We start from the raw sequence: 19,845 nt of genomic DNA on the forward strand, positions 1-19,845 counted from the left end.
GTCGAACGCGTTGTCAACGATCTCCGTTTGAGCGCCAGTTCCCGACAAGTGCCGAACCCACCTGATCGAGGTAGTACGCGGTGAGTTGACGGATCGCCACCAGACTGAAGTCGTCGCCCGTGCTCCACTGCCGTTCGGTGACCCTTATCACTCCGCCGAACACGGCCACGGCCAGCCGCGGTCGAGGGTCGGTGTCCACGTCCACACCCTCGCGCTCGGCCAGCAGGCGCGCGATCGTCTCCTCCGTGGCCGCCGAGCGGCGCAGATGGGCGGCGAGCAGCGCGGGCGTCGACTCGATCGTCCGGTACATGCGCAGATACAGCTCGACGGGTACGGCCGACTCGACGGTCTCCCGGATCCCGTCCCAGCCCTCCAGGACCGCCTGCCGCAGAGCCTCCAGCGGCGCCTCGTGCGGCGGACGCGCGCGTACGGCCTCGACGAAGCGCGCCTCCGTCATCTCCTGCACGGCGAAGGCCACGTCCTCCTTGCCGGCGAAGTAGCGGAAGAAGGTGCGCTGCGAGACGTCGACGGCCTCGGTGATCTCGTCGACGGTCGTGTGCTCGTACCCCTGGGTCGTGAAGAGCTCCAGAGCGGCCCGCAGCAGCGCCTCCCGGGTGCGCTGTTTCTTGCGTTCGCGCAGTGTTTCCATATGTGTCAGTTACTGACGGATGAAATCGTTTGTCAATTGTCAGAGACTGTCACTAGCCTCGAACGCATGACTAGTCAGACCACCGTCGACGCGACGGGGCCGGGGGGCGCGGCACCTCAAGCCCCGCTCGAGTCGCCTCCGGCCGCGGGGCTGCGCGGCCACCCCTGGCTCACCCTGATCACCGTCGCCGTGGGCGTCATGATGGTGGCCCTCGACGGCACCATCGTGGCGATCGCCAACCCGACCATCAAGGAGGACCTGGGCGCGACCTTCGCCGATGTCCAGTGGATCACCAACGGCTACTTCCTCGCCCTCGCGGTCACCCTGATCACCGCGGGCAAGCTCGGTGACCGCTTCGGCCACCGGCAGACCTTCCTCATCGGTGTGACCGGCTTCGCCACCGCCTCCGGCGCCATCGGCCTGTCCCACAGCATCGCCGCGGTCGTCACCTTCCGCGTCTTCCAGGGCCTGTTCGGCGCGCTGCTGATGCCGGCCGCGCTCGGCCTGCTGCGGGCCACTTTCCCGGCCGAGAAGCTCAACATGGCCATCGGCATCTGGGGCATGGTGATCGGCGCGTCCACTGCGGGCGGCCCGATCCTCGGCGGTGTGCTCGTCGAGCACGTCAACTGGCAGTCGGTGTTCTTCATCAACGTGCCGGTGGGAGCGCTCGCCCTGATCCTGGGCGTGCTGATCCTGCGCGACCACCGTGCGAAGAACGCCCCGCGCTCGTTCGACGTCCTCGGCATCGCGCTGCTCTCGGGCGCGATGTTCTGCCTGGTCTGGGCCCTGATCAAGGCCCCGACCTGGGGCTGGGGCGACGGCAGGACGTGGATCTTCATCGCCGGGTCCGTGCTGCTCTTCGCCGCGTTCTCGTTCTGGGAGACGAGGGTCGAAGAGCCCCTGATCCCGCTCGGCCTCTTCCGCTCGGTACCGCTGTCGGCCGGCGTGGTCCTGATGGTCCTGATGGCCATCGCCTTCATGGGCGGGCTCTTCTTCGTGACGTTCTACCTCCAGAACGTGCACGGCATGAGCCCGATCGACGCCGGTCTGCACCTGCTGCCGCTCACCGGAATGATGATCGTCGGCTCGCCGCTCGCCGGTGCCGCGATCACCAAGCTCGGCCCGCGCATCCCGCTGGCCGGCGGTATGGCCGCGACCGCGATCGCCATGTACGGCATGTCGACGCTCGAGGCCGACACCGGCAGCGGTGTGATGTCGATCTGGTTCGCGCTGCTCGGCCTCGGCCTCGCGCCGGTCATGGTCGGCGCCACCGAGGTCATCGTCGGCAACGCCCCGATGGAGCTCTCCGGTGTGGCGGGCGGCCTCCAGCAGGCGGCCATGCAGATCGGCGGCAGCCTCGGTACGGCCGTGCTGGGCGCCGTGATGGCCTCCAAGGTCGACAGCGACCTGCCGGGCAACTGGACCGGCGCCGGGCTGCCGCAGCTGACCCCGGGTCAGCTCGGCAAGGCCTCGGAGGCGGTCCAGGTCGGCGTCGCCCCGGTGCCGAAGGGGGTGCCGGACCAGATCGCCGCGAAGATCACCGAGGTCGCCCACCACACGTTCATCTCCGGCATGAGCCTCGCCTCCCTGGTCGCCGCGGGGGTGGCGGCGCTCGCCGTCCTTGTCGCGCTGCTCACCAAGCGGGGCGCGAACGCGGAGGCGGGCGCGGGCGTGGGCCACATCTGAGGCTCTCCGCCCGGGTGCCTTCCGGGCGGAGTTCCCCTATCAGGGTGACTTCGCTAAAGATCGCTCGCACCGGGCGCGCGCCGCAGGTCACAGTGGGTCAAGTCCTCCGCAGGGCATGGGAGGACGGGCCGGGCTGTGGCGCGCGCTGCGGAGGGGGCTGCGCGCGCCAATGCCTGCGATGGCCTGCGGTGCCTTGGCGGTTCCGGCAACTGGGGTGGGGGCACCGGTTCGTTGCCGGGTGCGGCTCCGTCGTGGCTTGTCGCGCAGTTCCCCGCGCCCCTTGGGGAGCTGCAGTGCCGTCGTCTTCGATGTGCCCGCTCGTCGGCGCATGATCCCCGTACCCCAACGCGCCTGCGCCGACTGATCGTTCATGCCGGCATCGTAAACGCGCCCCAAAGGGGCGCGGGGAACTGCGCGACCGGCCACGCAGACCCCCGCACTCGGCGACGAACCAGCAGACCTTCCCCGGTTGCCGCCCGGTCAAAGCCGAGCGCAGCCGCTACGCGTCGCCGCCCGCCGCCCCCGGATGCGCCGCCGACACGTCCAGCAGCTGGTACCGGTCGATGGCCTGCTTCAGCACCGAGCGGTCCACCTTGCCCTCGCGGGCCAGCTCGGTCAGCACCGCGACGACGATCGACTGGGCGTCGATGTGGAAGAAGCGCCGCGCCGCACCCCGGGTGTCGGCGAAGCCGAAGCCGTCCGCGCCCAGCGACTGGTACGTGCCCGGCACCCACCGCGCGATCTGGTCCGGAACAGATCGCATCCAGTCGGACACGGCCACGAACGGACCCTCGGCGCCGCTGAGCTTCCGCGTCACATACGGCACCCGCTGCTCCTCCTCCGGGTGCAGCAGATTGTGCTCCTCGCACGCCACCGCCTCGCGGCGCAGCTCGTTCCAGGAGGTGGCCGACCAGACGTCGGCGCGCACGTTCCAGTCCGCGGCGAGGATCCGCTGTGCCTCCAGCGCCCAGGGGACCGCCACGCCGGACGCCATGATCTGCGCCGGGACCGAGCCGCTCGTGCCCTCGCTGAGCTTGTAGACGCCCTTGAGGATGCCCTCGACGTCCACGTTCGCCGGCTCGGCCGGGTGCTGGATGGGCTCGTTGTAGACGGTGAGGTAGTAGAAGACGTCCTCGCCGTGCGGGTGCTCGGCGTCGCCGCCGTACATCCGCCGCAGGCCGTCCTGGACGATGTGCGCGATCTCGTAGGCGTACGCCGGGTCGTAGGCCACGCACGCCGGGTTGGTCGAGGCGAGCAGCTGCGAATGGCCGTCCGCGTGCTGCAGGCCCTCACCGGTCAGCGTCGTACGGCCGGCGGTCGCGCCGAGCACGAATCCGCGCGCCAGCTGGTCGGCCATCTGCCAGAACTGGTCGCCGGTGCGCTGGAAACCGAACATCGAGTAGAAGACGTAGACCGGGATCAGCGGTTCGCCGTGCGTGGCGTAGGCCGAGCCCGCCGCGATCAGGGAGGCCGTACAGCCCGCCTCGGAGATGCCGTCGTGCAGCATCTGGCCGGTCGGCGACTCCTTGTAGGCGAGCAGCAACTCCCGGTCGACCGACTCGTACTGCTGGCCGAGCGGGTTGTAGATCTTCGCGCTCGGGAAGAAGGAGTCCATGCCGAACGTGCGGTACTCGTCCGGCGCGATCAGCACGAACCGCCGGCCGATCTCCTTGTCCCGCATGAGGTCCTTCAGGAGCCGGACGAAGGCCATCGTCGTGGCGATGGACTGCTGGCCCGTGCCCTTCTTCACCGTCGCGTACGCCTTGTCGTCCGGCAGCGCGAGCGGCTTGGAGCGCACGACGCGCGTCGGGACGTACCCGCCGCACTGATGGCGCATGTCGTGCATGTACTGGATCTCGTCCGTGTCCCGGCCCGGGTGGTAGTACGGCGGCGGGCCGGACTCCAGCTCCTTGTCGGAGATCGGCAGGTGCAGCCGGTCCCGGAAGCGCTTGAGGTCGTCGACCGTCAGCTTCTTCATCTGGTGCGTGGCGTTGCGGCCCTCGAAGTTGGGGCCCAGCGTCCAGCCCTTGATCGTCTTGGCCAGGATGACCGTCGGCTGGCCCTTGTGCTCCTTGGCCGCCTTGAACGCCGCGTAGATCTTGCGGTGGTCGTGACCGCCGCGGCCCAGGTGCAGGATCTGGTCGTCGGTCATGTTCTCGACCATCGCGCGCAGCCGGTGGTCGTCGCCGAAGAAGTGCTCGCGGATGTACGCGCCGGACTCCGTGGCGTACGTCTGGAACTGCCCGTCCGGGGTCGTGTTCATCTTGTTGACGAGGATGCCGTCCCGGTCCTGCGCGAGCAGCGGGTCCCAGGTGCGGTCCCAGATCAGCTTGATCACGTTCCAGCCGGCGCCCCGGAAGATCGACTCCAGCTCCTGGATGATCTTGCCGTTGCCGCGCACCGGGCCGTCGAGCCGCTGCAGGTTGCAGTTGACGACGAAGGTCAGGTTGTCCAGGCCCTCCCGGGCCGCGATGGACAGCTGGCCGAGCGACTCCGGCTCGTCCATCTCGCCGTCGCCGAGGAACGCCCACACGTGCGACCTGGAGGTGTCGGCGATGCCGCGCGCCTCCATGTAGCGGTTCATCCGCGCCTGGTAGATCGCGCCGAGCGGGCCGAGGCCCATGGAGACCGTCGGGAACTCCCAGAAGTCCGGCATGGAGCGGGGGTGCGGGTAGCTGGACAGGCCGTTCGGGTACCTCGACTTCTCCTGGCGGAAGCCGTCCAGCTGGTCCGCGGTGAGCCGGTCGAGCAGGTACGCGCGGGCGTAGATGCCCGGGGAGGCGTGGCCCTGGAAGAAGACCTGGTCGCCGCCGTCGCCCTGGTCCTTGCCGCGGAAGAAGTGGTTGAAGCCGACGTCGTACAGCGAGGCGGAGGAGGCGAAGGTGGCGATGTGGCCGCCGACGCCGATACCGGGGCGCTGGGCGCGGGAGACCATCACCGCGGCGTTCCAGCGGGTCGCGTTGAGGATCTTGCGCTCGATCTCCTCGTTGCCCGGGAAGAACGGCTCGCTCTTGGTCGGGATCGTGTTCACGTAGTCCGTGCTGCGCATCTCGGGCACGGCCACGCGCCGCTCGCGGGCCCGCTCGATCAGCCGGAGCATGAGGTAGCGGGCCCGCTCCCGGCCGCGCTCGTCCACGGCGGCGTCGAGGGAATCGAGCCACTCCTGGGTCTCTTCGGGATCGAAGTCAGGAACCTGACTCGGAAGGCCGCCAATGATGATCGGATTGCGATCGGATCCGGAAGCCACGCTGTTCCTTACCTGTCAGAGGGCCAGTTGTTCGCACCTGCCTACACCGCTCCCCATCGTGTACCTCGGGAGGGCATACGTCATCTCCTCGGTGTGCATCGTGTCCGCACCGGTCAAAACGCAACGATACGCCCGGGGTGTGACGCGCTTGGCAAAGGCGTTCGAGGGGCGTATCAGCGGATGATTCTGAGATGATTCCGAACGGTGCAAACCGGGCACATCGGTGTGATGTGGGTCACGTGGAATCGGGGTACGGTGCCAGGAGTTGCGGCGACACGGCCGGTATCGTCACCGTTTCGGCGGTCCAAACGGCCGGGTACTTGCGCGATCCGCCCCGCCCGTGTGGACTACGGCCAATGCTTCGCGCACGCGCGTGGCTGAGATACTCACCAAGACATGATCAGGAGGCAACCCGTGAGCGCGACCGCGGACCACGCGGAGGAGCGGACGAACCCTGCCGCCAGGCTGGGGTTCCAGCCCGGGCAGGTGGTCCAGGAGATCGGCTACGACGACGACGTCGATCAGGAGCTCCGCGAGGCCATCGAGGAAACCATCGAGGGCGACCTGATGGACGAGGAGTACGACGACGTGGCCGACGCCGTTGTGCTGTGGTTCCGTGATGACGACGGCGACCTGACGGATGCGCTGGTGGATGCCACCACGTACATCGAAGAGGGTGGCGCGATCCTGCTCCTGACGCCGAAGACCGGCCGTACGGGGTACGTCGAGCCGAGCGACATCCAGGACGCCGCCACGACGGCCGGCCTGACGGCCTCGAAGAGCGTCAGCGTGGGCAAGGACTGGAGCGGCAGCCGGCTGGCCACGCCGAAGGCGGCCAAGTCCAAGAGGTGATCTCCTCTTCCCACCACCGGACGGGCTGGATTTCGCCCCAGCCCGTCCGGAAGGCCCCGGTGATCGCTGCGTAGGGTGGACCCGAGCGTGTGCTGTGCGCTCACCCGAACGGCCCACCGAAGGGATGCACGACGATGGCGATCCAGGTCGGCGACAAGGCGCCCGACTTCGAGCTCAAGGACAACCACGGCCGGAGCGTGAAGCTCTCGGACTTCCGCGGCGAGAAGAACGTGGTCCTGCTCTTCTACCCCTTCGCCTTCACCGGCGTGTGCACCGGCGAACTGTGCGAGCTGCGCGACAACCTGCCGAGGTTCGAAGGCCGCGACACCCAGCTGCTCGCCGTCTCCAACGACTCCATCCACACCCTGCGCGTCTTCGCCGAGCAGGAGGGCCTGGAGTACCCGCTGCTCAGCGACTTCTGGCCGCACGGCAACGTCTCGCGCGCGTACGGCGTCTTCGACGAGGACAAGGGATGCGCCGTCCGGGGCACCTTCATCATCGACAAGGAAGGCGTCGTGCGGTGGACCGTGGTCAACGGCCTGCCGGACGCGCGCGACCTGAACGACTACGTGAAGGCGCTCGACACCCTGTAGGCCCCTGTAGGCCGACCGTGGCCGACACCTGTGATGCTCCGGGTCCAGGGTCTGCGGGGGGCGGGAACCCGTCACTAGGATCGGCTCGTTGATCCCATATCCGAAGCACGACGGGGCTCCCCGCCCCTGGACACCACATGGAGGACCCGTGGGAGTCAGCCTCAGCAAGGGCGGCAACGTATCGCTGACGAAGGAGGCCCCGGGCCTGACCGCCGTCATCGTCGGTCTGGGGTGGGACGTGCGCACCACGACCGGCTCCGACTTCGACCTCGACGCCAGCGCGCTGCTGCTGAACAACTCCGGCAAGGTCGCCAGCGACCAGCACTTCGTCTTCTTCAACAACCTCAAGAGCCCCGACGGCTCGGTCGAGCACACCGGTGACAACCTCACCGGTGAGGGCGAGGGGGACGACGAGCAGATCAAGGTCAACCTGTCCGGCGTCCCGGCCGACATCGAGAAGATCGTCTTCCCGGTGTCGATCTACGACGCAGAGAACCGCCAGCAATCCTTCGGCCAGGTCCGCAACGCCTTCATCCGCGTCGTGAACCAGGCCAACCAGCAGGAGATCGCCCGCTACGACCTGAGCGAGGACGCCTCCACCGAGACCGCCATGGTCTTCGGCGAGCTCTACCGGCACGGGGCGGAGTGGAAGTTCCGCGCCATCGGCCAGGGCTACGCCTCGGGCCTGCGCGGCATCGCGCAGGACTTCGGCGTCAACGTCTGATCCCGGCAGGGTCAGGACACCTGCACCGTCCGGCGCCGCACCGTTTACGGGCGGCGCCGGACGCGCAGGACAACCAGGGAAGCACCACTAGGGGAGGACCAGCAATCATGGGCGTCACGCTCGCCAAGGGAGGCAATGTCTCCCTCTCGAAAGCCGCACCGAATCTCACCAACGTCATGATCGGCCTCGGCTGGGACGCGCGTTCCACCACCGGCGCCCCCTTCGACCTGGACGCCAGTGCGCTGCTGTGCGGCGCCGGCAACCGCGTCCTGGGCGACGAGTGGTTCGTCTTCTACAACCAGCTCAAGAGCCCCGACGGCTCGGTCGAGCACACCGGCGACAACCTCACCGGTGAGGGCGAGGGCGACGACGAGTCGATCCTGGTGGACCTCGGCAAGGTGCCGGCGCACTGCGAGAAGATCGTCTTCCCGGTCTCCATCCACATGGCGGACGAGCGCGGCCAGACCTTCGGCCAGGTCTCCAACGCCTTCATCCGGGTCGTGAACCAGGCCGACGGCCAGGAACTGGCCCGCTACGACCTGAGCGAGGACGCCTCCACCGAGACCGCCATGATCTTCGGCGAGCTGTACCGCTACCAGGGCGAATGGAAGTTCCGCGCCGTCGGGCAGGGGTATGCGTCGGGCCTGCGCGGCATCGCCCTCGACTTCGGGGTGAATGTCTCGTAGCGGCCCTGGGCGGTACGGCCGGCAGCGTGTCCCTCTAGACTCGGGGTCAATGTTTCGCAAAGCCGAGTACGGCACGGGGGAGACCCGTACCGACAAGATGGGGTAGCCAGTGCTTCTGAAAACCTTCGGCTGGTCGTTCGCGGTCACCGCGCTCGGCCTGGTCGCCGCGGTCTTCTACGGGGGGTGGGAGGCCTTCGGCGTCGTTGCGATCCTGGCCATCCTCGAGATCTCGCTGTCGTTCGACAACGCGGTGGTCAACGCCGGCATCCTGAAGAAGATGAACGCCTTCTGGCAGAAGATCTTCCTCACGGTCGGCGTTCTCATCGCGGTGTTCGGCATGCGGCTGGTCTTCCCCGTCGTGATCGTCGCCCTCACCGCCAAGCTCAACCCCTACGACGCGGTCCACCTGGCCCTCACCGACAAGGACCGCTACCAGCAGCTGGTCACCGACGCCCACCCGGCGATCGCCGCGTTCGGCGGAATGTTCCTGCTGATGATCTTCCTGGACTTCATCTTCGAGGACCGGGACATCCAGTGGCTGCGCTGGATCGAGCGCCCGCTCGCCAAGCTCGGCAAGGTCGACATGCTGGCGGTCTGCATCGCCCTGATCGTCCTGCTGATCACCTCCTTCACCTTCGCCACCTACGCCCACCAGCACGGCGGCGCCCATGTCGACAAGGCGCAGACGGTCCTGATCGCCGGCATCGCCGGCCTGATCACGTACATGATCGTCGGCGGCCTGTCCGGCTACTTCGAGGACCGGCTGGAGGAAGAGGAGGAGCGCGAGCACGAGGAGGAGGAAGAGGCCGCCCGCACCGGCAAGAAGAAGTCGGCGGTGCTGCTGGCCGGCCAGGCCGCGTTCTTCATGTTCCTCTACCTGGAGGTCCTGGACGCGTCCTTCTCCTTCGACGGCGTGATCGGCGCCTTCGCCATCACCAACGACATCGTGATGATGGCCCTCGGCCTCGGCATCGGCGCGATGTACGTCCGCTCGCTCACGGTCTACCTGGTCCGCCAGGGCACCCTCGACGACTACGTCTTCCTGGAGCACGGCGCCCACTACGCCATCGGCGCCCTGGCCGTGATCCTCATGGTCACCATCCAGTACGAGATCAACGAGGTCATCACCGGACTCGTCGGTGTCATCCTGATCGCCCTGTCCTTCTGGTCCTCCGTCCGCCGCAACCGCGCACTGGCGGCCGAGGGCGAGGGCACCGACGAGAAGGCCGAGGTCTCCTCAGGGGTGTGAGCCGGGTCCCCTACGGGACAGATCCGGGCCGTGACGGGGTGTGACACCCCGCCGGGCGAGGAACGCTCTGAATCGGGGCGGCCGACGCGGTCGGCCGCCCCGACGGCGTGGTGAACGAGTACATGAGCACCTGGGGGCGGGAATGGGATTCTTCGACGGGCTGCGGGGCGCCAGCGCCGCCGAATTCGACGCGGGCAACGCCTCGACGAACTCCATAGAACTGACCAGGCGGCACCAGACGGTGTCCCTCACCAAGCAGGACGCGGCCACCGGCCATCTGCGCATCAACCTCACCTGGCGGATGCGCACCTCCGACTTCGACAGCAACCAGCGCACCAGCCTGCTGAGGCACCCCTTCAAGGCCCTCAGGCCACCAGAGGTCCTCGGCCACGGCCAGAGCATGGTCAACGTCGACCTCGACCTGGGCTGCCTCTACGAACTGACCGACGGCACCAAGGGCGTCGTCCAGCCCCTCGGCAACTACCTCGGCGACGTCAACGCACCGCCGTACATCAAGCTCAGCGGCGACGACCGGTTCGGCTCGGCGTCCGGCGAGACGATGTACGTCAACCTCGACCACCGCGACGCCATCAAGCGCCTGCTGGTCTTCGTCTACATCTACGACCAGACCCCGGCCTTCGACCGGACGCACGCGATCGTGACTCTCTACCCCAGCAACGGTCCTCGCATCGAGATAGGCCTGGACGAGCGGCATCCGCAGGCCCGCTCGTGCGCGGTGGTGATGATCGAGAACGTCAAGGGCGAGCTGGTCGTACGCCGAGAGGTGAAGTTCGTGTACGGCTTCCAGGGGGAGCTGGACCGGTTGTACGGGTGGGGGCTGCAGTGGGGCAGGGGCTACAAGACGAAGGTGGACAGGTGAGCCGGTAGGCGCACTCACCGCCCGATGAACTGCGGCCCCTGCGGAGGCAACCGGAAGCTCGGATCCACCGGCCCGGCAGGCACCGGCACCGGCTGAGGGTACCCATACGCCGGGGGCGCCGACGTCGGCTGCGGATAGCCGTATGCCGGCGGCTGCTGCGGAACCGCCGGAGGCATCTCCTCGGACTCGTCCACCGAGATACCGAAGTCCGTCGCGAGCCCCTTCAGCCCGTTCGAATACCCCTCGCCCAGCGCGCGGAACTTCCAGCCCTCCCCGCGCCGGTACAGCTCACCGCAGATCAGCGCCGTCTCCGCACCCGTCTCCGGCTTGATCTCGAACCGGGCCAGCGGCTCGGCGTCGGCGACCGCGGCGTCGTACAGCAGGATGCACAGCGCCGGCACCCGGTCGAAGGTGATCCCGTCCGCGGACGCGACCAGCAGGATCCGGCCGACGTCCGGCTCCACGCCGGGCAGGTCCGTCTGGATCGTGTCGGTCAGCCCCTCGGCGACGCGCTTCTTGCCCAGCCGCCACACCTTTCCGGAGGGGTGCCGGGGCTGGTTGTAGAAGACGAAGTCCTCGTCGGAGCGCACACGGCCGTCGGGGCCCAGCAGCAGCGCCGAGGCGTCCACGTCCGGAACCTCCTGCCCGGGCGCCCAGCGCAGCACGGCGCGGACCGTGGTGGCTTCCAGCGGGACGTTCGACCCCTTCAGCATCGCGTGCGTCATGCGGTCATCCTGCCTTCTCGGTCCTGGCCACGACAATGCGGGGGTGGTGTCCCAGCGCGCCGCCGACACGGGCGAGTTACCGGAAATTCATGCCCGCCGGGAACCTCTGACATCAATCCCTACGTACTATTACCGGCCACCCTTTACCGAACACTGAGACTCGGGCTCATCGCCCTGGGGGAGTTCTATGCGTCATTTCGGGCACATCGCCCCCGAGGTGCGGCAGCGCCTCTTCCACCGGGAGCCGTGCGCGTTCACCGCCGACTCTCCGGCCCGGCTGCTCGCCACCGCCCTCGGCGCCACCCTGTACAGCCCGGCCACCCGGCCGCGGCTCGCCGACGACATCGTCAAGCAGGCCGGGAACGGCGTGGTCTCGATGGTGCTGTGCCTGGAGGACTCGATCGACGACGCGGACGTCGTGGCCGGCGAGGAGAACCTCGTCCGGCAGTTCGCCGACCTGGCCGCCCGGCCCGGCGCAGAGCCCCCGCTGCTCTTCATCCGGGTGCGCACCCCCGAGCAGGTCCCCGACCTCGTACGGCGCCTCGGCGCGTCCGTGCGCCTGCTGTCCGGATTCGTGCTGCCGAAGTTCACCGAGGAGCGCGGCATCCCCTTCCTGGAGGCCCTGACGGCCGCCGAGGCGGCCGGTGGACGCCGGCTGTTCGCCATGCCCGTCCTGGAGTCCCCGGAGCTGCTCTACCGCGAGTCCCGCGTGGACACCCTGGAGGGCATCGCCCGCGCGGTCGACAAGTACCGCGACCGGGTGCTCGCCCTGCGCCTGGGCGTGACCGACTTCTGCTCCTCCTACGGCCTGCGCCGCGCGCCCGACATGACCGCCTACGACGTGCAGGTCGTCGCCTCGGTGATCGCCGACGTCGTGAACATGCTGGGCCGGGCCGACGGCACCGGATTCACCGTGACCGGGCCCGTGTGGGAGTACTTCCGGGTCTCCGAGCGCATGTTCAAGCCGCAGCTGAGGCAGAGCCCCTTCCTGGAGGTGCAGGCCGTCGAGCTGCGCGAGAGGCTGATCGAGCACGCCATGGACGGACTGCTGCGGGAGATCTCCCTCGACCAGGCCAACGGCCTGCTCGGCAAGACCTGCATCCACCCCTCCCATGTGCTGCCCGTCCACGCGCTGTCCGTGGTCAGCCACGAGGAGTACAGCGACGCCCAGGACATCCTGCGGCCGGAACGCGGCGGCGGGGGTGTACTCCGGTCGGCCTACACGAACAAGATGAACGAGGTGAAGCCGCACCGCGCCTGGGCGGAGCGGACCCTGCTGCGCGCCGAGGCCTTCGGCGTGGCCCATGAGGACGTCGGCTTCGTGGAGCTTCTGGCCGCCGGAATAAGGAACGCATGAAGAACGCACTGAACCACGGGGTCTGGTCCGGCAGCTGGGTCGCCGAGCGGCTCGGGGTCGAACTCGTGGGGGAGGACGGCCTGCGGGCCCTGCTCGGGCTCGCCCTGCGGCGCAATCCGAAGCGGGCCCATCTGCTGGTGTCGAACGTGCTCGGCAAGCATGTTCCGCAGTCGCCGACGGTGGTGTACGGGCACGGCCACCGCCTGGGCCGACGCGTCCATGAACTGCTCGGTGACGCCGAGGCCGCCGGTGCCGTGGTCCTGGGTTATGCGGAGACCGCGACGGGCCTCGGCCACGCCGTGGCCGACGGTCTGGGTACGGCGCCGTACCTGCACTCCACGCGTCGGCCGGTGGCCGGCCTCGCCCGTGCGGCCGGCTTCGAGGAGAGCCACTCGCACGCCACCTCCCATCTGCTGCTCCCCGAGGATCCCGGCCTGCTGACCGGAGACGGTCCGCTGGTCCTGGTCGACGACGAGTTCTCCACCGGGAACACGGTCCTGAACACCATCCGTGAGCTGCACGAACGCTATCCGCGCAAGCGTTACGTCGTGGTCGCGCTGGTCGACATGCGCTCGCCCGAGGACGCCGACCGGATGGATCGATTCGCCGGCGAGATCGGCGCCCGGGTGGACCTGATCGCCGCTGCCACCGGGACCGTACGGCTCCCGGAGGGCGTGCTGGACAAGGGGCAGCGGCTGGTCGCCGAGCACGACCGGCGGCACGGCTCGCCCGAGCCGTCGTACGGCCGTGTCACCCGGTTGGAGCTCCACTGGCCCCCGGGCCTGCCCGACGGCGGCCGGCACGGCTTCACGCCCGTCCACCGGGCCCGCCTGGAGTCCGCGCTGCCCGCCATGGCCGCCCGAACGGCCGACGCCCTGCCCGCCTCCGCCCGGCGTGTCCTCGTGCTCGGCTTCGAGGAGCTGATGTACGCGCCCCTGCGCCTCGCCCGTGAGCTGGAGCAGGTCATACCGGCCGAGGTGCGGTTCTCCACCACCACCCGCTCGCCCGTCCTCGCGCTGGACGACCCGGGGTATGCGATCCGTACCCGGCTGGTCTTCCCCGCGCACGACGACCCGGCCGACGGGCCCGGCGAGCGGTACGCCTACAACGTCGCGGGCGGTGGCTTCGACGCCGTGGTCGCCGTGGTCGATTCCGTCGCCGACACCCCCGCCCTGCACGCGCCCGACGGCCTGCTGGCCTGCCTCGCCGCACACACCCCGCACGTCCTGCTCGCGGTCGTCCCGTCGTACGTACCGCACGCCGCTTCCGAAAGGCCGGCCATGCTGCCCGAGCCCCTCCGTGGCCCCGCATTCTCCTCCTACGCGCCCGAGGAGGTCGGCTGGCTGCTCCAGGACCTCTCCGACGTCACGCTGGAGGCGCCGACCGAGGAGCGGGAGGAGGCCATCCAGAGCGGCGGCGCGCACTACGCGGAGTCGCTGCCGGTGGAGTACCAGCCCAGCGAGCAGTACCAGGAGCTGTTCCACGCGGCCCTCGACACCTCCGCCGCCCGGATCGCGCAGGCCGTCGGCGTGGTCACCGAGGCTGTCATCGCCGAGCGGTCGCCGCGCCCGGTGCTGGTCTCGCTCGCCCGCGCGGGCACCCCGGTCGGCATCCTCATGCGCCGCTGGGCGCAGTTCCGGCACGGCCTGGACCTTCCGCACTACGCGGTGTCGATCGTGCGCGGCCGGGGCATCGACGCCAACGCGCTGCGCTGGCTCGCCGCCCACCACGACCCGCGGGACGTCGTGTTCGTCGACGGCTGGACCGGCAAGGGCGCCATCACCCGCGAACTCGCCCAGGCCATCGAGGAGTTCGAGGCGAGGGAGGGCGTCACCGGCTTCGACCCGGAGATCGCCGTACTCGCCGACCCGGGCGCCTGCGTGCGCACCTACGGCACCCGCGAGGACTTCCTCATCCCCTCCGCCTGCCTCAACTCGACGGTCTCCGGGCTGATATCGCGGACCGTCCTGCGCGCCGACCTGGTCGGCCCGGGTGACTTCCACGGCGCGAAGTTCTACCGCGAACTCGCCGGCGCCGACGTCTCCGTGGCTTTCCTCGACGCCGTCTCCGCCCGCTTCCCGGAGGTCACCGACACCGTCGACACCGCGGTCAAGGAACTGATGGCCGAGGACCGCGCCCCGACCTGGGCCGGCTGGCGCGCCGTGGAGCGGATCAGCGAGGAGTACGGCATCCACGACGTGAACCTCGTCAAGCCCGGCGTCGGCGAGACCACCCGGGTGCTGCTGCGCCGGGTGCCCTGGAAGATCCTGGCCCGCGCAGGGGCCGGCGCCGACCTCGACCACGTGCGCATGCTCGCCGAGCAACGGGGCGTGCCGGTCGAGGAGGTCGGTGAGCTGCCGTACACCTGCGTCGGATTGATCCACCCCAAGTACACGCGCGGTGCCACGGGCGCCGACGGCAAGGCGGTGACCGTCTGATGCCGGTGCTGGTGGCGAGCGACCTCGACCGTACGCTGATCTACTCCTCCGCGGCCCTCGCGCTGACCATGCCGGACGCGCGGGCGCCCCGGCTGCTGTGCGTGGAGGTGCACGAGGCCAAGCCGCTCTCCTACATGACGGAGACGGCGGCCCAGCTGCTCACCGACCTCGGCGACACGGCCGTCTTCGTCCCGACGACGACGCGCACCCGCAAGCAGTACCAGCGGATCAACCTGCCCGGGCCGCCCCCGAAGTACGCGATCTGCGCCAACGGCGGCCATCTGCTGGTCGACGGTGTGACGGACACCGACTGGCACGCCGGTGTGCTCGCCCGCCTCGCCGACGAGTGCGCGCCGCTGGCCGAGGTCCACGACCATCTGATGCGCTCGGCGGACCCGGCCTGGGTGCGCAAGCACCGCATCGCGGAGGACCTGTTCACCTACCTCGTCGTCGAGCGCGAGCTGCTGCCCGAGGACTGGGTGAAGGAGCTGGCCGTGTGGGCGGAGAACCGCGGCTGGACCGTCTCGCTCCAGGGCCGCAAGATCTACGCCGTCCCGAAGCCGCTCACCAAGAGCGCAGCCGTCCGTGAGATCGCCCGCCGCAGCGGTGCCGAGCTCACGCTGGCCGCCGGGGACTCCCTTCTGGACGCCGACCTCCTCCTCGCCGCCGACCGCGGCTGGCGCCCGGGGCATGGGGAGCTGGCCGACACCGGTTGGATCGCTCCGGAGATCAGCGCGCTGCCCGAGCGGGGGGTGCTGGCGGGGGAGAGGATCGTACGGGAGTTCCTGAGAGCGGCACGGCAGCCGGCCTAGGGGCGCGGGGCTGCGTTCGCGGCCCCCCGGAGGCGACTAACCGCAGCAGCCTCCGCCACAACAGCCACCGCCGCCCCCACCCGGCGCCGGAGCAGACGCCGTACCGCCCACCGCCACCGTCGACAGCAACTTGACGGTGTCGTCATGCCCGGCAGGGCACGTCGCGGGGGCGGCGGACTCGGCCATGGGACGGCTCAGTTCGAACGTGTCGCCGCAGGTGCGGCAGCGGTACTCATAGCGAGGCATGGCCACAGATTACTGCCCGGCCTGCTCACGCTCGACGGCATCCGGGTGCCGGGCCCGCCAGTAGGGGTTGTCGTGCGGCAGGGTCGAGCCGACCCGGCCGTACATGCCGAAGGTCATCAGCAGCAGGCCCACGATGAAACTGAAGAACACGTTCTGGATCTTGAACGCCAGGAAATTGTGCGTGGTGTCCAGCAGGCCGAGGCTCAGGAAGCCGCTCAGCAGGAACAGCACCCCGAACACCATGTTCAGCGTGGACGCCACGTTTCCGCCGATCACCATGCCGGCCAGCAGGATCGCGCCGACGACGATCGACAGCACGCTCAGCGTTCCGTTGGTGTTCAGCCCGGCGACAGTGGCACCGCCGGTGTCGAAGAAGCCGATGTGGTTGATCAGACCCAGGATGCCGAAGGCGACGAGGAACGCGCCGATCAGGCCCGCGCCGATCCGGTAGACCGTGTTCAGCCGGTGGTCGACGGGCAGGTGCTGGTCGAACTCGATCCGCCGTCGCGGCCCCGTGTCCCGCGTGTGCGCTGCGTGTGTGGCCATATCCGCCTCCCTCGGGCGCTAGCGGAGGCCATCCGTCCACCCAATATCCGCCTGCCCGACCCACGCGGCAACACACATACCAGTGCGGTGGGCCCCCTCAGTGGCCCCCACGCTCCCCGCGAATCTGCGCCACCACCCGCGCCACCGTCTGCCGCACCGCATCCGTCTCGGTCAGGAAGTGCCAGTAGTCGGGATGCCGGCCGGTCTCCAGCGAACCGATCGCCCGCTCCAGCCGCCCCACCGCGTCGTCCAGCGGCCGGGCATGCCGGGGATCGGGGGTCGTACGGCCGGTCATGGCCAGCCGCTGGGCGTCCCGGATCGCGAACCGGGTGCGCTCGATCTCCGTCTGCGGATCCTTCTGCACCTCGTTCAGCCGCCGCAGCCGGTCACCCGCGGCCGACACGGCCTCGTCGGTGGCGTTCAGCAGGGCCCGTACCGTCGACAACAGCGACGTGGCGTCCGGCCAGCGCTGGGCGTCCCGCGCCGCCTGGGCCTCGCGGAGCTTGAGCTCGGCCTGCCGTACGTTCTCCGCGGCCTGCTCGGGCACGTGCTGCAGATCCTGCCAGCACGCGGCCGCGAACCGGCGGCGCAGCTCGCTCAGCACCGGGTCCACCTGCCCGGCCCTGGTGGTGAGCGCCTGGGCCCGGGTGCGCAGGCTGACCAGCCGGTGGTCGATCTCGGCGGCCTTCTCCGGCAGCCGCTCGGCCTCGGCCCGGATCGCCCCGGCCTCCCGCTGCACCCGCTCGGCCCGCTCCAGCGTCTGTGCCACGCCGTGCTGCCCGGCGCCCTGGTTCAGCTTGGTCAGCTCGGGGGAGAGGGCCGCGAGCCGGCCGGCCAGGTCGTCGGCGCGCAGCCCCTGCTCCCGTACGGCGTCCAGGGCGTTGCTCGCGCCGAGCAGCGCTTGCCGGGCCCGCTCCACGGCGGGCGCCACCCGGGCCAGCTGGGTCTCGGCCTTGCCGAGCAGCGGCCCGAGCGAGCTGCCGAAACGGTCCAGCTCCTGTCTGACCCGGAGCAGCTCGTCCTTGGCGGACGTCAGCTCCGCGCGCGCCCGGGCGGCCGCGGCGGCCTCCAGATCGTCCCGGTCCAGGTCATGGGCGTCGACGGCCTGGATGTAGCGCTGGCTGGCCTCGTCGATGCGCTGCCCGAGCGCCGCGAAGTCGGCGACGGCACGGCGGGCGGCGGGCGAGTCGTCCACGGCCGTGATGGTCTCGATGGAGATCCGCAGGTCGCGCTGGGCGGTGTCCAGTTCGTAGAACGCGGCCGCCGCGGCGTCCTTCGCGGCCTGCGCCTCGGCCCGTTGGCTCTCCGCCCGGCCGCCGAACCAGCGCCGGGTGCCGCCGCCGGCGAACGCGGCGGGCAGGGCGAGCGCGGCCAGGACCGGCAGGCCCAGCAGGGTGAGGGTGTCGCGCAGGGCCGTGGACCCGGACCGGGCCCGTACGGTCGACGGCGGGTACGACCGCGTCGCTGGCGTGCCCGGTGTCGCCGTCACATCCCTCTCCCGTGCTGTGGTCCGCCGTGGCTGGTGTCATTCTCCCACCCGTTGTAGACGAAACACATGGGCCGGTCAGTTCGCGCTCGGCGCCCTCACTTTCCTGTGCGGACCGTGACCTCTCCGTCCGAGGAGTGGGCCGAAACCCGGTGCGGGCTGCGGTCGTCGCGGGGCACGGACACCGACACCACGCCGTCGTCGGAACCGGCCGACACCCGGTACGCGCCCCGGGGCACGGCGACCGTCACCGAGCCGTCGGTGCTGGAGGCGTCCACCAGGTCGGGCACACCGGACAGCAGGACCTGCACGGAGCCGTCGGCGGAGCCGGCCTTCACCCGGCGCGAGGAGACGTCCGCGCGGACCGAACCGTCGGTCGACTTCAGGTCGAGCGGCCCGCTGGAGTCGGTGACGCGTACGGAGCCGTCGGCGGTGTCGACACTGAGCGGATCCCGGAACCCCTGTGCTCGCACGCCGCCGTCCCCGTTGTCGACCTTCACGCTGATTCCGCGCGGCACCTCGATCCGGTGCCGGGCCGAGCAGTCGGCGATGAAGCCCGAGCAGTGCACCCGCAGCACCAGCCGGTCGTCCTGGAAGGACCAGCGCAGCGTGGGACTGTGGCCGACGACGACGGATCCCTGGAACCACCGGGTGACCTCGACCGTGCCGGCCTTGGCGGAGTCGGTGGCGACGACCTCCAGCGCGGAGTCGTCGGAGTCGATCGTGAGGGTGCGGCCGTGCAGGGCGAAGGACCGGTGGTCCGGGTGCGTGTCGTCGTCGGCGGAGGCGCCACAGGCACTGACCGTGGCGACCAGCACACCGGTGACGACGGCCAGGGCGGCGGCGCGGACAGGAACGGAACGGGTCATGCGGGAACTCCCCCTGAGATTCGGTCTGCGAGGACCGTAAGGGAGCCCGGGCGGGCGGGGCGATGAGGACGGCTCCCGGACCGGGGTGGGGATAACCCCCGCACACCGCGTCACGGGTTTGCCGTGCACCGGTTCCGGCAAGGTAGGCTGTCGACTCGTCCTGGGCGCGCGGCCCAGGTGTCCGGGTGCGTAGCTCAGGGGTAGAGCGCCTGCCTTACAAGCAGGATGTCGGCGGTTCGAAACCGTCCGCGCCCACCGATGGAGCCCCCAGCCAACGCGGCTGGGGGCTCTTCTCATTCCTCTCCTGACGGCTGCTGCTTGTGTGCGTGTTTCAGCCTGGTGCGGGCGTCCATGCGGTCCGCTGCCGAGACCTCGGCCCAGAAGCGGTGTGTGCTGACGAAGACCGCGAGTTCGTGCTCGCGGCGGCGCAGCTTCTCCACCTCGGCCTGCTCGTCCGCCGTCCAGCCCGGGGACGCGGGCCGCTCCACCTTCCGCCAGCCGGTGTCGTCGCTGAAGCCGTCCATCGGCTCGACCGACCAGGGCAGGCGCTTGAGCAGGGCCGACAGCTCGGCCCGGACCTGATGCAGCTCCTCCTGACCGGCGAGGAGGTCACTGGGGAATTCATAGGTCGTTGCCACACGCCAATGCTACGCCTGTTCGATTTTGGGGGGCGAGTTCGTTTGTGAGGTTCACGCGAACGGGTGGGCGGGGCCTCGGCCGGGCCCGCCGGCTTCCCAGTGCCGTGTGCAGCGCCTGCCGTTCGGGCGGCCAGGGGTGCGGCATGCTGATCAGCGCGGGCG

At 69.9% G+C, this 19,845-nt stretch carries 18 protein-coding genes and 1 tRNA gene; 11 read left to right on the forward strand and 8 right to left on the reverse strand.

Features of this window, described 5'->3' with window-relative positions; translation table 11 throughout:
• Positions 1-13: 13 nt before the first annotated feature.
• Positions 14-649: a TetR family transcriptional regulator gene (locus tag ACZ418_RS03285; protein WP_468356128.1), complete on the reverse strand. Its 636-nt coding sequence runs from the start codon at positions 647-649 to the stop codon at positions 14-16.
• Positions 650-715: 66 nt separating this feature from the next.
• Between ACZ418_RS03285 and ACZ418_RS03290 the strand changes: the two genes are divergently transcribed.
• Complete coding sequence (locus tag ACZ418_RS03290) at positions 716-2,335, forward strand: MFS transporter (RefSeq protein ID WP_468356131.1); 1,620 nt, start codon at positions 716-718, stop codon at positions 2,333-2,335.
• 499 nt (positions 2,336-2,834) lie between these two features.
• Here ACZ418_RS03290 and aceE read toward each other — a convergent pair whose 3' ends face one another.
• The gene (gene aceE / locus ACZ418_RS03295; protein ID WP_468356134.1) at positions 2,835-5,582 is read right to left on the reverse strand and encodes a pyruvate dehydrogenase (acetyl-transferring), homodimeric type; all 2,748 of its coding nucleotides are present in this window, start codon (positions 5,580-5,582) and stop codon (positions 2,835-2,837) included.
• Between the two features lie 414 nt (positions 5,583-5,996).
• Here aceE and ACZ418_RS03300 point away from each other — a divergent pair, with 414 nt between their 5' ends.
• From ACZ418_RS03300 to ACZ418_RS03325, 6 genes are all read left to right on the forward strand, one after another.
• Positions 5,997-6,434, forward strand: a complete 438-nt coding sequence (locus ACZ418_RS03300; RefSeq protein WP_361244565.1) for a DUF3052 domain-containing protein — start codon at positions 5,997-5,999, stop codon at positions 6,432-6,434.
• Between the two features lie 134 nt (positions 6,435-6,568).
• The gene (locus ACZ418_RS03305) at positions 6,569-7,027 is read left to right on the forward strand and encodes a peroxiredoxin (RefSeq protein ID WP_468356137.1); all 459 of its coding nucleotides are present in this window, start codon (positions 6,569-6,571) and stop codon (positions 7,025-7,027) included.
• A 148-nt stretch (positions 7,028-7,175) separates the two neighbouring features.
• Entirely contained in the window at positions 7,176-7,751 is a 576-nt protein-coding gene (locus ACZ418_RS03310) for a TerD family protein (RefSeq protein WP_468356140.1), read from the forward strand.
• Between the two features lie 107 nt (positions 7,752-7,858).
• Positions 7,859-8,437, forward strand: a complete 579-nt coding sequence (locus tag ACZ418_RS03315; RefSeq protein WP_228620119.1) for a TerD family protein — start codon at positions 7,859-7,861, stop codon at positions 8,435-8,437.
• 109 nt (positions 8,438-8,546) lie between these two features.
• Positions 8,547-9,686: a DUF475 domain-containing protein gene (locus ACZ418_RS03320; protein ID WP_468356143.1), complete on the forward strand. Its 1,140-nt coding sequence runs from the start codon at positions 8,547-8,549 to the stop codon at positions 9,684-9,686.
• Positions 9,687-9,828: 142 nt separating this feature from the next.
• A complete protein-coding gene (locus tag ACZ418_RS03325) occupies positions 9,829-10,566 on the forward strand; it encodes a TerD family protein (RefSeq protein ID WP_468356146.1) in 738 nt (245 codons plus the stop codon).
• Between the two features lie 14 nt (positions 10,567-10,580).
• On the opposite strand, the gene ACZ418_RS03330 is transcribed toward ACZ418_RS03325, so the two are convergent.
• A complete protein-coding gene (locus ACZ418_RS03330; protein ID WP_468356149.1) occupies positions 10,581-11,291 on the reverse strand; it encodes a TerD family protein in 711 nt (236 codons plus the stop codon).
• 187 nt (positions 11,292-11,478) lie between these two features.
• Here ACZ418_RS03330 and ACZ418_RS03335 point away from each other — a divergent pair, with 187 nt between their 5' ends.
• From ACZ418_RS03335 to ACZ418_RS03345, 3 genes are read left to right on the forward strand one after another with little or no spacing between them, the layout of a single operon-like run.
• Complete coding sequence (locus ACZ418_RS03335) at positions 11,479-12,648, forward strand: HpcH/HpaI aldolase/citrate lyase family protein (protein WP_468356152.1); 1,170 nt, start codon at positions 11,479-11,481, stop codon at positions 12,646-12,648.
• A complete protein-coding gene (locus tag ACZ418_RS03340; protein ID WP_468356155.1) occupies positions 12,645-15,086 on the forward strand; it encodes a phosphoribosyltransferase in 2,442 nt (813 codons plus the stop codon). The genes ACZ418_RS03335 and ACZ418_RS03340 overlap by 4 nt, the downstream gene beginning before the upstream one ends.
• On the forward strand, positions 15,086-15,898 hold the full coding sequence (locus ACZ418_RS03345; RefSeq protein WP_468356158.1) for an HAD family hydrolase: 813 nt from the start codon (positions 15,086-15,088) through the stop codon (positions 15,896-15,898). Before ACZ418_RS03340 ends, ACZ418_RS03345 begins: the two co-directional genes overlap by 1 nt.
• Before the next feature lie 36 nt (positions 15,899-15,934).
• Here the strand turns inward: ACZ418_RS03345 and ACZ418_RS03350 are convergent, their stop codons facing one another.
• The 4 genes from ACZ418_RS03350 to ACZ418_RS03365 form a co-directional block, all read right to left on the reverse strand.
• Positions 15,935-16,144: an FmdB family zinc ribbon protein gene (locus tag ACZ418_RS03350; RefSeq protein ID WP_468356161.1), complete on the reverse strand. Its 210-nt coding sequence runs from the start codon at positions 16,142-16,144 to the stop codon at positions 15,935-15,937.
• Positions 16,145-16,153: 9 nt separating this feature from the next.
• On the reverse strand, positions 16,154-16,690 hold the full coding sequence (locus tag ACZ418_RS03355) for a DUF4383 domain-containing protein (RefSeq protein WP_468356163.1): 537 nt from the start codon (positions 16,688-16,690) through the stop codon (positions 16,154-16,156).
• Between the two features lie 97 nt (positions 16,691-16,787).
• Positions 16,788-18,179 carry a hypothetical protein gene (locus tag ACZ418_RS03360; RefSeq protein WP_468356166.1) on the reverse strand — a complete coding sequence of 464 codons (1,392 nt, stop codon included), beginning with the start codon at positions 18,177-18,179 and terminating at the stop codon, positions 16,788-16,790.
• A 95-nt stretch (positions 18,180-18,274) separates the two neighbouring features.
• Positions 18,275-19,045 carry a DUF4097 family beta strand repeat-containing protein gene (locus ACZ418_RS03365; RefSeq protein ID WP_468356169.1) on the reverse strand — a complete coding sequence of 257 codons (771 nt, stop codon included), beginning with the start codon at positions 19,043-19,045 and terminating at the stop codon, positions 18,275-18,277.
• A 183-nt stretch (positions 19,046-19,228) separates the two neighbouring features.
• Here ACZ418_RS03365 and ACZ418_RS03370 point away from each other — a divergent pair.
• Positions 19,229-19,300 (forward strand) — tRNA-Val (locus ACZ418_RS03370).
• Positions 19,301-19,338: 38 nt separating this feature from the next.
• Here the strand turns inward: ACZ418_RS03370 and ACZ418_RS03375 are convergent.
• Positions 19,339-19,683, reverse strand: coding sequence for a hypothetical protein (locus ACZ418_RS03375; protein ID WP_468356172.1), 345 nt, complete (start codon positions 19,681-19,683; stop codon positions 19,339-19,341).
• Positions 19,684-19,845: the final 162 nt, after the last annotated feature.

The organism is Streptomyces sp. NPDC030820, assembly GCF_055572075.1.